At 70.9% G+C, this 12531-nt stretch carries 11 protein-coding genes and 1 pseudogene; 5 read left to right on the plus strand and 7 right to left on the minus strand.

Features of this window, described 5'->3' with window-relative positions; genetic code table 11:
• The first annotated feature begins 2 nt into the window (after positions 1 to 2).
• Positions 3 to 1394 carry a tachylectin-related carbohydrate-binding protein gene (locus IAG44_RS38455; RefSeq protein ID WP_187751681.1) on the plus strand — a complete coding sequence of 464 codons (1392 nt, stop codon included), beginning with the start codon at positions 3 to 5 and terminating at the stop codon, positions 1392 to 1394.
• Positions 1395 to 1396: 2 nt separating this feature from the next.
• On the opposite strand, the gene IAG44_RS38460 is transcribed toward IAG44_RS38455, so the two are convergent.
• From IAG44_RS38460 to IAG44_RS38480, 5 genes are all read right to left on the minus strand, one after another.
• Complete coding sequence (locus tag IAG44_RS38460) at positions 1397 to 2323, minus strand: metal ABC transporter permease (RefSeq protein WP_187751682.1); 927 nt, start codon at positions 2321 to 2323, stop codon at positions 1397 to 1399.
• Positions 2320 to 3123 (minus strand): metal ABC transporter ATP-binding protein, encoded by an 804-nt coding sequence (locus IAG44_RS38465; RefSeq protein ID WP_425508550.1) that lies wholly within the window; start codon positions 3121 to 3123, stop codon positions 2320 to 2322. The genes IAG44_RS38460 and IAG44_RS38465 overlap by 4 nt, the downstream gene beginning before the upstream one ends.
• Positions 3124 to 3260: 137 nt before the next feature.
• Positions 3261 to 4199: a metal ABC transporter solute-binding protein, Zn/Mn family gene (locus tag IAG44_RS38470; RefSeq protein WP_187751684.1), complete on the minus strand. Its 939-nt coding sequence runs from the start codon at positions 4197 to 4199 to the stop codon at positions 3261 to 3263.
• Positions 4200 to 4320: 121 nt separating this feature from the next.
• Positions 4321 to 4758 carry a Fur family transcriptional regulator gene (locus IAG44_RS38475; protein ID WP_187751685.1) on the minus strand — a complete coding sequence of 146 codons (438 nt, stop codon included), beginning with the start codon at positions 4756 to 4758 and terminating at the stop codon, positions 4321 to 4323.
• 507 nt (positions 4759 to 5265) lie between these two features.
• Positions 5266 to 6105, minus strand: coding sequence for a DUF1206 domain-containing protein (locus IAG44_RS38480; protein ID WP_187751686.1), 840 nt, complete (start codon positions 6103 to 6105; stop codon positions 5266 to 5268).
• A gap of 149 nt (positions 6106 to 6254) precedes the next feature.
• Here IAG44_RS38480 and IAG44_RS38485 point away from each other — a divergent pair, with 149 nt between their 5' ends.
• The 4 genes and pseudogenes from IAG44_RS38485 to IAG44_RS38495 all read left to right on the plus strand — a co-directional run bounded on the left by IAG44_RS38485 (position 6255) and on the right by IAG44_RS38495 (position 9445).
• Positions 6255 to 7169 carry a Rieske (2Fe-2S) protein gene (locus IAG44_RS38485; RefSeq protein ID WP_187751687.1) on the plus strand — a complete coding sequence of 305 codons (915 nt, stop codon included), beginning with the start codon at positions 6255 to 6257 and terminating at the stop codon, positions 7167 to 7169.
• Positions 7170 to 7389: 220 nt separating this feature from the next.
• The gene (locus tag IAG44_RS38490; protein WP_187751688.1) at positions 7390 to 8610 is read left to right on the plus strand and encodes a DUF418 domain-containing protein; all 1221 of its coding nucleotides are present in this window, start codon (positions 7390 to 7392) and stop codon (positions 8608 to 8610) included.
• A 143-nt stretch (positions 8611 to 8753) separates the two neighbouring features.
• Positions 8754 to 8897: pseudogene (locus IAG44_RS44390) on the plus strand (serine hydrolase); the annotation flags it as partial.
• Between the two features lie 35 nt (positions 8898 to 8932).
• On the plus strand, positions 8933 to 9445 hold the full coding sequence (locus tag IAG44_RS38495) for a serine hydrolase (RefSeq protein ID WP_281404321.1): 513 nt from the start codon (positions 8933 to 8935) through the stop codon (positions 9443 to 9445).
• On the opposite strand, the gene IAG44_RS38500 is transcribed toward IAG44_RS38495, so the two are convergent.
• The gene (locus IAG44_RS38500; protein WP_187751689.1) at positions 9423 to 9911 is read right to left on the minus strand and encodes a LysE family translocator; all 489 of its coding nucleotides are present in this window, start codon (positions 9909 to 9911) and stop codon (positions 9423 to 9425) included. The two genes, IAG44_RS38495 and IAG44_RS38500, sit on opposite strands and share 23 nt — an antisense overlap.
• A gap of 120 nt (positions 9912 to 10031) precedes the next feature.
• Positions 10032 to 12338, minus strand: coding sequence for a C40 family peptidase (locus IAG44_RS38505; RefSeq protein WP_187751690.1), 2307 nt, complete (start codon positions 12336 to 12338; stop codon positions 10032 to 10034).
• Positions 12339 to 12531: the final 193 nt, after the last annotated feature.

Here is a 12531-nt window from a genome sequence, read left to right on the forward strand (position 1 = left end):
CCGTGCGACCTTTCCGCGTCCCGCCACTGGCCGGACTCCTCGCGACCTTACTTCTCACGGCATCGGCCCTGTTGACCTTCTCCGCCCCGGCGCAGGCCGCCGACACCGTCCCCTGTGACCCCAACGGCACCACCGCCGCCGACGCCGCCATGGCCGACCAGCTCAACAGCCGGCTGACCGGCAGCATGCGCGGCCAGATGAACGCCTACCGCGTCTCCTGCGCCCGGGTCGTCATCGCGACCGTCAAGAGCCGTGACATGCCGGTCCGCGCCGCCCAGATCGCCGTGACCACCACCATCGTCGAGTCCACCATCCGCAACCTCACCTACGGCGACCGCGACAGCGTCGGGCTCTTCCAACAGAGACCCAGCCAGGGATGGGGGACCGTCGAGCAGATCCTCAACCCCGTCTACGCGACCAACCGGTTCCTCGGCAAGATGCTCCAATTCGACTGGCGCAACGACCCGATCGGACAGATCTGCCAGCAAGTCCAAGTCTCCGCTTACCCCACGCGGTATGACGACGCGACCCCGGACGGCGTCGCCATCGCGAACGCCGTATGGTCGATGGCCAGCCCCGAACCCGAAACCCCCGGCTACAGCGTGACGGGTGACTCGTTCACCGATCTGGTGGCGACGAAGTCCGACGGCACGATGTGGCTCTACGCCAACAACTTCGTCCGTGACGACGGCATTCCCTATGGGAGCAACCGTCAGATCGGCCGTGGCTGGAACATCTACGACCGCACTGTCGCGGCGGACGCGACCGGTGACGGCTTCACGGACCTCCTGGCGTTGAAGCCGGACGGCACGATGTGGTTGTACTCCAACAATTTCGTCCGTGATGACGGGATTCCGTACGGGAGCGGCCGTCAGATTGGCCATGGCTGGAACGTCTACGACCGGATCATCGCGGCGGATGCGACAGGCGACGGCTTTACGGATCTGGTCGCTCTGAAGCCGGACGGCACGATGTGGCTGTATGCCAACAACTTCGTGCGGGACGACGGGATTCCGTACGGGAGTGGTCGTCAGATCGGCCACGGTTGGAACATCTACGACCGCATCATCGCGGCGGACGCGACGGGCGATGGGTTCACGGATCTGGTCGCCCTGAAGCCGGACGGCACGATGTGGCTCTACTCCAACAATTTCGTCCGTGACGACGGCATCCCCTACGGGAGCAACCGCCAGATCGGCCACGGTTGGAACATCTACGACCGCATCATCGCGGCGGACGCGACCGGCGACGGGTTCACCGACCTGGCTGCCCTGAAGCCGGACGGCACGATGTGGTTGTACTCCAACAACTTCGTGCGTGACGACGGTGTGCCCTACGGCAGCAGCCGTCAGATCGGTCACGGCTGGAACATCTTCGACCGCATCATCGCCTGACGTCACCCCAGGGTGCCGACCGCGCTCGCAGCGGTCGGCACCTTTCTCAGGCGGGCCGGGGGAACCGCTGTGCGGGTTGCCCAGCGGCGGGTGCGGTAGGTGCCGGCGAGGCGGGAGAGGGCGTAGATGGCGAACGAGATGGTGGTGACGTAGGGGCTGATGGGGATGGAGCTGCCCAGGGCCAGGAGGATGCCGCCCTCGATGGAGACCACGGCGAACACCACGCTGAGCAGCGGCAGCAGGACCGGCGAGGCGGTGACGCGGGCGGCGGCCGCGGCGGGGGTGACGACGAGGGTGAGGACCAGCAGCGCGCCGACGACCTGAACCGACAGCGCCACCGCGAGCCCGAGGACGAGCATGAAGGCGAGCGACAGCCCCCGGACCGGCACACCGCGGGCCGCGGCGACGTCCGGATCGGCGCTGGCGAACGTCAACGGCCGCCACATCACCACCAGCGCGACGAGGACGACCGCGGACGTGCCGAGCAGCCAGGCCATCTGCGGGGTGTCGACGGCGACGATCTGACCGGTCAGCAGACCGAACTTGTTCGCCGCCCGGCCCTTGTAGAGGGCGAGGAAGAGCACACCGAGGCCCAGGCCGAACGGCATGAGGATGCCGATCGCCGAGTTGCGGTCCCGGGCCCGCGCCCCGAGGACACCGATCGCGCCGGCCGCGAGCAGCGAGCCCACGATCGAGCCCGCCACGATGTTCGTGCCCAGGAGCAGCGCGGCCGAGGCGCCGGCGAAGGACAGCTCGCTGATGCCGTGCACCGCGAAGGGCAGGTCGCGCATGATGACGAAGACGCCGGCCAGGCCGCCGATCAGGCCGAGCGCGGCACCGGCGATCAGGGAGTTGCGGACCAGGGCAAGGAGTTCGCCGTAGTTGTCGAAGGCGAAGATCTGGTGCCAGACGCCGTCGGCGAACGTCATGGGCGTACTCCTTCCCGCTCGTCGGCGTGGTGGGGCGGGCCGGCCGGTTCGTCGGGCACGCCGACGACCACCACCCGGCCGCGCACGCGCACGACGTCGATCTGGGTGCCGTAGAGGTGGGACAGCGACTCGGAGTTGAGCACGTCGCCCGGGGTCCCGACGCGGTGACCGCCCGGCGCCAGGTACAGCACCCGGTCGACGAGGTCGAGCACGGGGTTGATCTCGTGGGTGACGAAGACGACCGCCGTGCCGTGGGCGCGGCGCGCGTCGATCAGTTCGGTGACGGCCCGCTGGTGATGCAGGTCGAGGGAGACCAGCGGTTCGTCGCAGAGCAGGACGCGGGGATCGGTGGCCAACGCCTGGCCGATGCGCACGCGTTGACGCTCACCGCCGGACAGCATGCCGAGCGGGACGTCCGCGTAGGCCGAGGCGCCGACCTCCGCCAGGATCTCGTCCACCCAGCGGCGGACGGCGGCCGTGCGCAGCCGGGGTCCGAAGCGGTGCCCGTCGATGCCGAAGCGGACCAGGTCACGGGCGCGCAGCAGCGCCTGCGCGGACAGCTCCGCCTGCTGGGGGACGTACCCGAGGTGCCGGGCGGCCTCGCGCGGGGCGCGGCCGAGGACGGTCAGCGTTCCGGCGGACAGGGGCTGGCGGCCCAGCAGGGCGCGGACCAGGCTGCTCTTGCCCGATCCGTTCGGCCCGAGCACGGCCAGGAACTCGCCCGGCCGCACGTCGAGTTCGAGGTCCTGCCAGACCGTGCGCGCGCCGTAGGACAGGGCCGCGCCGCGCAGACTGATCACCGGGGCGGAGCCGGGGCGCTCGACCTCTTCCTGAGGTGCCTGAGGCACGGAGCCCTGAGGTGCCTGGGGCACGGAACCCTGACGGGCCTGGGGCACGGAACGGCGGGCCCGGGGCGCGGAGGCCATGGCCGGGGGCCTCACTTGTCCAGCGCGCTCGCGAGCGCGTCGACGTTGTCGGTCATCCAGGTCAGGTAGTCCTTGCCGGCGGGCAGGGTCTCGGTGACGGGCACGACGGGGATGCCCGCCGCCTTGGCCGCGTCCTCGGTCTTCTCGGTCTGCGGTCCGGAGGTCTGCGCGTTGTAGACCAGAGCCTTGACCTGCTTGCCGCTGTAGAGCGCCAGGGTCTCCTGAAGGATCTTCGGGGAGACGTCGTCGCCCTCCTCGATCGCCTCGCTGAACTCCCCGGGCGTCTTGTTCACCAGACCGCTCGCCTCGGTCATGTAGAGCGGCACGGGTTCGGTGATCCCGATGGCCTCGCCGGCGTGCTTCTTCTTGATGTCCGCCTCCTTCGCCTCCAGCGCGGCGAGCTTTCCCTTGAAGGCCGCGGCGTTCTTGGTGAAGACGGTGGCGTCCGCCGAGTCGGCCTTGCCCAGCGCCGAGGCGATCCGGTCGGCGATCTTGGCGACGGCGGGGAAGTCGTACCAGACGTGCTCGTTCAGCTCGCCGCCCTTGGGCGCGGTGTGGCCGGAGACCTTGACGGCGTCGATGACCTCGGCGGAGGAGTTGCCGCCGCTCTTGAGCATGCGGCCCACGAAGTCGTCGTAGCCGCCGCCGTTCTCGATGACGACCTTCGCCTTCGACAGGGACAGCTGGTTCTGGGTGTTGGCCTCGTAGGAGTGCGGGTCCTGGTCGGGGTTGCTCATGATCGACGTGATGTCGATCTTGTCGCCGCCTATCCGCCCGGCGATGTCGCCGTAGACGTTGGTGGAGGCGACGACCTCGACCTTCGGTGAGGAGGCGGCGCCCTGCGCGGTGTGCGCGCTGTTGTCGGAGCCGGACGAGTTGCCGCAGCCCGTCAGGAGGGCCAGGGAAGCGCCGGCGAGCAGCGCCAGGCGCCGGGACGGGGACGAGGGCATGGGTTTTCCTCCACGACAGGTCGCAACGGGGTGTGTGACCCTCACGCTAGATGAAAACGAATGTCACAACCGTGGCTGAATCCGATTGATGTGAAAACCCTTGCCAAGGCTTGACGCCCCGCTAAGCGTGCGACGCCCGCCCCTGCGGCCGGCAGCGGTCGCAGATCCCCGTCAGCTCCACGGTGTGCTCCAGCTCGGCGAAACCGGTGGCCGCGGCGACGTCGTCGGCCCAGCGCTCGACGGCCTCCGCCTCCACCGCCAGGCTGAGGCCGCAGTCGCGGCAGACGAGATAGTGCCGGTGCCCGTCCGCGGGCCGGGGCCGGTACAGGCGCTCCCCGGTCCGCTCCCGCACGACGTCCACGTGCCCGTCCCGCTCCAGCATCCGCAGGGTCCGGTACACCGTGGTCAGCCCCACCGTGGCCCCGGCGGCGGTCAGTGCCGCGTGCAACTCCCGCGCGGAGACGAAGCCGTGGCGGCCGTGCAGCGCCTGGAGGACGGCGGCCCGCTGCCGGGTCGACCGCCAGTCCGGCGGGCGCTCGCTCGTCGGCACACCGTGCATGACACCTGCCTCTCGCGTCACTGGGGGGACGTCACAGGCTAATTGAACATGAATTCCATGACTACTGGCGTCCGCGCAGCGAGAGGCCGCCGGAGCGGTTCACGACATCGTCCGGGACGGAACGCCGTACGTACGGACCCGGCCGTCCCGCCGGGCGACCGCCACCCAACTCCCGCGCCGGACGGAGCTGTTGCCGCGGACGTTCGGCGGTGGAGTACCACAGCGCCACGGTCCCGTCCGCAGCCACGGCCGGCGATCAGCCGCCCGGTTCGCGGACGGTCGTCCGGCCGTCGGCGCGCCGCCACAGGGCGTAACCCGTCGGGCCCGGTTGCCACCAAGTGGCGTGCGGCGGGGGCGAGTTCGACGCTGAGTGCGCCACCGGGCAGTTCCAGGCGGCCGATCACCGCGCCCATCGCCGCGTCGAGGACCGTCACGGTGATGCCGGCCTCGCCGACTCGTTCTCGATGACCGCGATCCTCAGGCCGCGGTTCATGCGGTGAGGGGGAGTCAGACGTCGCGCCAGCGGGCGTTGGCGCAGGAGAAGACGCCGAAGGCGATGAGGCCGGTGGCGATCAGGGCCAGGAGCCAGGGGCCCGCCGGGGTGTCGGCGAAGGTCCGCAGGGTGTTGTCGACGCCCTTGGCTCTGCCGGGCCGGTGTTCGACGGACGCGGTGATCGCGAAGCCGCCCGCGGTGGCGAAGACGATGCCGCGGGCGGTGCCGCCGAACACGCCGAAGGCGGAGACGACGTGCCGCGTCCGGCGGGACATCTCCGCCGTCCTGAGGTGCTTCTCGAACCTGCGCCGCAGCGCCCGGACGGCGATCCACAGGCCCGCGGCGGTCACCGCGGCACCGGCGGTGCCGACGATCCACTGCCCGCCGGGCCAGTCCAGCGCCTTCGCCGTGACGTCCTGGGAGCGCCGGTCGGAACTGCCGCCGCCGCTGCCCTCGTCCCCGGCCGCGTAGGAGAGCACGGAGTACGCGACGAAGCCGTAGAACAGGCAACGGCCCGCGGCCGTCGCCCTCTTGCCCGGCTTGTTCCCGTCGGGGCCGGCCTGCCCGAAGGCGGCCTCCGACAGCCGCCACAGGGCCATCCCGGCCAGGGCGGCCCCGAGCAGCCACAACAGCGCCGTCCCGAAGGGCTTCTCGGCGATCTCGGCGACCGCGCCGCCCCGGTCGGCCTGGCCGCTCCCGCCGGAGAAGGCGATCCGCAGGGAGAGGACGCCGATCAGCGCGTAGAGGACTCCGCGGGCGACGAAACCCGCGCGGGCCGCCGCCGCGACCGCCTTGCTGTTCGCCGCGCGACGGGCCTGCCGCTGCCCGCGCGCCGTTGCCGATCCGGTAGCCATGCTCCACCGGATGCCCTCTCAGGGCGAAGCCATCCCAGGCCGTGGCCCGCCGTTCCCGGGGCAGGCCGCGCTGCCGGCGTTCCGCACGGCACCGCGTCGAGCCGGTACGCGAGACGTTTGCCGCAGGCCGGGCGGGAGAACCGGGAGCCATGACAACCGCCCTCAAGTCATCCTCACCGACCGCCCGCCGCGTCGCGCCCCGGCTGTGGAGCCAGTGCCTCGGCGCACTGGAGCGGGTGGAGAACGCCGAAGCGCTCGACCGTGTCGCGGCGCCCCTGCGGAAGGCCGTACGCGCCCTGCCCCTCGGCCCGCTCCGCGACGTGCTCCACGGCCGCCGGCTCGGCCATCCGCTCCACCCGGTCCTGGTGCAGGTCCCGATGGGCGCCTGGCTGTCGTCCGTCGTCCTGGACTTCGTGCCCGGCGCGGGACGGCCCGCCCGGGTGCTCGTGGGCGTGGGCACGCTGACGGCGCTCCCCGCCGCGCTGGCCGGCTGGACGGACTGGGCGCAGCAGGGCGAGCGGGAGATGCGTACCGGCCTGGTGCACGCGGCGGCCAACGTCGGCGCCGTGACGCTGTTCGGCGCGTCGTTCGCGGTGCGCGGACGCCGCCCGGTGGCCGGCCGTTGCCTCGGCGCGGGCGGTCTGGCCTGTGCCGGCGTCGGCGGCTTCATCGGCGGCCACCTCGCCTACCGGCAGGGCGCGGGTGCCAACAAGGCCGCGTCCGTCGTCCACCTGGTCGAGCCCGGCTGGCACCCGGTCGGCCCGGTGGCCCGCCTCACGCCCGGAAAGCCCGAACACCGCATGCTCGGCGAGGTGCCCCTGCTCGTGGTGCGCGGCGAGGACGGCACCGTCCACGCGCTCGCCGACCGGTGCAGCCACCTCTCCGGATCGCTGTCCTCGGGCGACGTCCACGACGGCTGCGTGACCTGTCCCTGGCACGGCAGCGAGTTCCGGCTGTCCGACGGCGCCGTGGTGCGCGGGCCCGCGACCGCGCCACAGCCGCGCTTCGAGACCCGGATCGAACCGGACGGCGTCCTCGCCGTCCGGCTGCCGGGGGCGGGGTGAGCCGGAGAGGGCTTCGAGGGAGCCGGTTGGTCGTCGACCTGCGCACATTCCCCCGGCGGGCTCGTGGCCCTGCCGGGTGAGGAGCGGTGCGAACGCCTACATCCGCCACATCCTGCGCGGACAGCAGGACCGCGTACTCCCGCCCGGTGGGGCTGGCCCCACTACGGACTGTCGGGTGTACCGGTTCGTGTCACGGCGTCGGCGTTCCTAGCGTTCTCGCATGACGAAAACGCTGCGACCGCACTCTCCGCCCCGGTTACTGGATGTCGACGCGCTGCGAGGGTTCGCGTTGTTCGGGATCCTTGTCGTGAACCTTCCGTTCTTCGCGTCGGGTTACCCGTTCCACCTTGTCGCGGATCCGGCGCACGGGTCGTGGCTGGACGACACCGTGGAGTTCGGGGTCCGGCTGCTGTTCGAGATGAAGTTCTACCTGCTGTTCTCGTTCCTGTTCGGGTACAGCTTCACCTTGCAACTGGCCTCCGCGGAAAGAGCGGGCGCGAACTTCAGCGCGCGGTTCGTCCGCCGGCTCGGTGGGCTGTTCGTGCTCGGTGGTCTGCACGCGGTGCTGCTGTTCCACGGCGACATCCTGGCCACGTACGCGCTGCTGGGCCTCGTGCTGCTCGCCGTGCACCGGATCCGGCCGAGGACCGCGCTCATCTCTGCGGGGGTGATCTTCGGGGTCATGGCGACCGCGATAGCCGTGGCCGCGCTGTCCGGCGTCGAGCTGGTCACCGACCAGGGCGCCGCGCTCGCCGACGGCCGCGCGTCGACCGACGCGCTCGACGGCGGCCTGGGTTCGGTGATCGGCGAGCATGTGCGCTCGTTGCCGACGATGGCCGGCAGCCTCGCCGTGCAGGGGCCCCTCGCGCTGGCCGCGTTCTTCGTCGGACTGGCCGCGGGGCGACGGGAGTTGCTGGCGGACGGGATCGGCAGGCACGGCGTCGCGCTGCGCAGGCTGGAGTGGGTCGGGTACCCGGTCGGGCTCGCCGGCGCGCTGGTGTTCGCGATCGGCGGCGGCACCGTGGGGCTGGCCGGGGTGGCGGTCACCATCCTGACCGCGCCCCTGCTGACCGGCGCCTATGTGGCGACCCTGCTGCGGGTGTTCGCCACCCCGCGCGGCGGCCGGCTGGCACGGGTGCTCGCGCCGGCCGGGCGGATGGCGCTGTCGAACTATCTCGGTCAGTCCTTGCTGGGGGTGCTGATCTTCACCGGCGCAGGACTCGGGCTGACCGGGGACACGCCGCCGGCGCTCGTGCCGGTCGTCGCCGTCGGGATCTTCGCGGCCCAGCTGGAGCTGAGCCGGCGCTGGCTCGCGCGGTACCGGTACGGGCCGGTCGAATGGGTGCTGCGGGCCGTCACGAACGCGGAGCTTCCCCGGATGCGACGCCGCGCGCCGGAAACGGCGCTGTCCTCTCCGCCGGGGGAGCCTCGGCATCCATAGGGGGACAGCCCTCAGCAAGGCGCAACCTGAACAGAGAAAGGGCATGAGTGGAGAAGGCACCGGCGAAGCAGAGGCCGACCGATCCGCTCCAGCGGCAGGTGGACGCGATCCACGACACCGGGGCCGTCGGTGTGCACGCCGAGGTGACGTCACCGTCCGCACGGCACCGCGCGTCCGCGGGGACGGCCGCGGTGAACGCCACGAGGCCGATGCCGCAGGACGGCAGGTTCCGGATCGGCAGTGCCACCAAGACCTTCACCGCCACGGTCGTGCTGCAACTCGTCGGCGAGGGACGGATGTCCCTGGAGGACACCGTCGAACGGTGGCTGCCGGCGTGGTCCGGGGCAACGGCAACGACGGCGGCCGGGTCACCGTGCGGGAGCTGGGGCGGCTGGCGATGCGGCACCCTCCCGAGTTCTCCCCGCCGGGCGCCGGCTGGTCGTGCTCCAACACCAACTACGTCCTCGCCGCGATGATCGTCCACAAGGTCACGGGACGGAGCTGGGCACGCGAGACGCGCGACCGGATCATCCGCCCCCTGGGCCTGAGGCACACCAGCACACCCGGCGTCTCCGCGTCCGTCCCGCTCCCGCACGCCCAGAGCTACGCCGCGTTCGGCACCGACACCGGCACCGACGTCACAGAACTCGACGCGATGACGACCACCGTTGCCGTACCCGAACTGGGCGTGAAGTACGGACACGGAACCCGAACCGCCACCGTGTACGTCGCCAGCGACCCCGGCCGACACACCCAGCGAGCCATGACCACACTCGTGGGCCGGGAACTGTGCCGAGCAGCCGTAGGACCGCCTACGCCTCCCTGGCGAGGCTGACGCAGAAGAGGCACAGGGCGAGTCCGGCACTCGCGTCGAACGCCCTGCGGACCGGCCGTCGTTCGAGCCAGAACCTCAGAGATCCGACGAGACCCACGACCAGCAGCAACCAGAGCGTGCCGAGGAACGGCACGGTCCAGGCGTGGGCCAGCCAGGCGGTCCACGGCGCGTCCTGGCCGACGAACTGAGGAAGCAACGAGAGGTAGAAGACCAGGATCTTCGGGTTGGTCGCGTTGCAGAGGAAGCCCCGGCGGTAGGCGATCCACGGCGATGGCCGTGATACCTCGTGCGCGCCGATGTCCGCGTAGTGCCCGCGAACCGCGCTGCGCAGGGATGCGAAGGCCAGCCATGCCAAATAGGCGACGCCGGCCCACTTGACGGCGAGGAACAGTGGCTGGACGCGGACGACCACGCTCGCCACTCCGGCCGTCACCAGCAGTCCTTGCAGAACCGCGGCCGAACTCACACCGAGCGTGGTGGCCGCGCCGTACCTCCGCCCGCGGCACCCAGATCCACACGCGGACGCCCGCTTCTCGAAAGGAGCGGGCGTCCGGGTGTCGTTACGTCACCGTGCGGAGGGCACCGGTCAGGCCCGGGTCTCCGGGTCCAGGGCCGGGGGCCTGGTGCAGTCGATGACTCGGTCCAGCCAGGCCGGGCCCTTGAGGTAGATGTTGCTGATCCATGCCTTGTAGTCCGGCAGGTAGGACCAGACGTCGTTCGTGATGCCTTCCGCCGTCACGGACTGGGCGTGCTTCTGGCAGCCGATCCTGACCGGGGTGGGGCCGTTGAAGGTGTTCTTCACGTCCGACGTGGTGTTGGGGTGGGAGTGGGTGTTCACGCCCGTGCCCCACGTGCTGAACATGCCGTCGGCGCCCGCGCTGGTGCCGCCGCCCGTGCCGGTGTCGGGGTCGAGGGCCGGGGGCCGGGTGCAGTCCATGACGCCGTCCAGCCAGGCCGCGCCCTTGAGGTAGATGTTGCTGATCCAGGCGCTGTAGTCGGGGAGGTAGGACCAGACGTCGTTGGTGATGCCTTCCGCCGTCACGGACTGGGCGTGCTTCTGGCAGCCGATCTTCACCGGGGTGGGGCCGCTGAAGGTGTTCTTGACGTCCGAGGTGGTGTTGGGGTGGGCGTGGGTGTTCACGTCGGTGCCCCAGGTGCTGTTGGAGCCGGTCGAGGTGCCGCCGCCGCAGTCCGGCACGCCGTCCAGCCAGGCCGCGCCCTTGACGAAGATGTTGCTCACCCAGCCGCCGACGTCGGGCAGGTGCGACCAGGCGTCGTTGGTGATGCCCTCGGCCGTCACCGACTCGGCGTGCTTCTGGCAGTCGATGTGGATCGCGGTCGGCGCGGAGAACGTGGTGACCAGCGAGCCCGAACGCGACGGCGTGGAGCGGACGTTCACACTGGTGCCCCAGGTGGAGTGCTCCCCGGAGCCCGTGGCACCGCCGCAGTCGGGCACCCCGTCCAGCCAGTAGCCGCCCTTGACGTAGATGTTGCTGATCCAGCCGCCCAGGTCGGGCAGGTGGGACCAGACGTCGTTGGTGATGCCCTCGGCGGTGACCGACTCGGCGTGCTTCTGGCAGTCGATGTTGACGGCCGTCGGACCGGGGAAGGTGGTGACCACCGAGCCCGAACGGGCCGGTGCGGAGCGGACGTTGATCCCGGTGCCCCACGTCACGTGGTTGCCGGAGCCCATGCCGCCCATGAACCGCAGCCCGCCCGCGTAGTCGGTCATGTCATGGCTGTTGAGGTCCGAGACCATCACGTGGGTGTCGGACTCGCGCGCCTCGACGATCTTCCCCGCACCGAGGTAGATGGCGACGTGGTGCACGGACCGCCGGCCGAAGAACACGAGGTCACCGGGGCTGAGCGCCGAGGTGTCGGTGCCCAGCCGCTGCCCCGGCAGGCTGAAGATGCCGGCGGCCGTGGTGTTGCCCATGACGTCGTAGCCGACCGCCTGCGACCACGCCCACCGCACCAGACCCGAACAGTCGAAGCCCTTGCGGTACGGATCGTTCTTGCTGCGCACGGGGTCCGACTGGTCGACGAAGCCGTACGAGGCCCCGGGTGAGCCGCCGTGACCGCCGCCCCAGCTGTACCAGGTGCCCGCCGCGACCTGCGAACAGGCGGCGTCGATCGCCCGGTTCGCGGCCGGGGAGACCGCCGTGCCGTGCGCCGCGCAGCCCCACGTGTTCGGCCCGTCCGGCGCGCCGTACTGCCACGGCCAGTAGATGTGCCCCATCTCGCAGGGGATGTAGGCGTTCCGTGACAGGTCGACGGGGTAGCGGCACTGCGTGTCGAGGTGGTCGAGGAAGCCGTCCGGATAGGCCCACTGGTGCCACTCGCCGTGGGTTATCCCGTACGACAGGTTCTTCGCGTACTGGTCCCAGATGATGTCGGCGACGGGGGAGTTGTAGGTGAGCCATTCGCTCAGGCTCCACGGCCCGTCCGCCCGGACGTGCAGCACGAGCGCGCTGTCCGTGCGCTCGATCCAGAACACGATGGTGCGGCCCGCGCCCTCGGAGTGGCCCGGCAGTGACACCAGCCGGAACCCGGTGGTGTAGACGTCGGTGGCCTGGACCGGGTTCGAGGTGCCCAGGTACGTGAGCATGCACTTCGCGCCGGGCTTGATCGGGCCCTTGCAGTCGGTGTCGAAGGGGAAGTACTGGGCGAACCGCCACTCGGCCATCGCGGCGACCTGCCAAGCCGCGGGTTCGGCGGAGCCCTTGTCGACGGAGGCGAGGGTGTACGTGAGTTCGTGCGCGTCGTCCGCGCGGGCGGGACTGCTGCCGGTGAACAGCAGGGTGCCGACGGCCATGATGAGGCCGGCGGCGAGGGCCAGGGCACGCTGCCACATGGGCGGGCTGCCCGGCGCCCGTGAGACCTGTTCGGTCATGTCACTCCTTGGTCAAGGGATGCGCGCGCCGGTGGCGGAATATCGACCCCCGATTGACCGGAAACGCGCGCACGGATCATAACGTTGTCGGCTCACGGTCAAAGTGAACGCTGGGTGAGGTCTCCTGACAGGCGGGATAAATCACCCGAGGAGTGTCAAATCGCCCTGTTTTCCTGACGGTTCATCCGGCGGC

The organism is Streptomyces roseirectus (assembly GCF_014489635.1).
Classification (GTDB): domain Bacteria; phylum Actinomycetota; class Actinomycetes; order Streptomycetales; family Streptomycetaceae; genus Streptomyces; species Streptomyces roseirectus.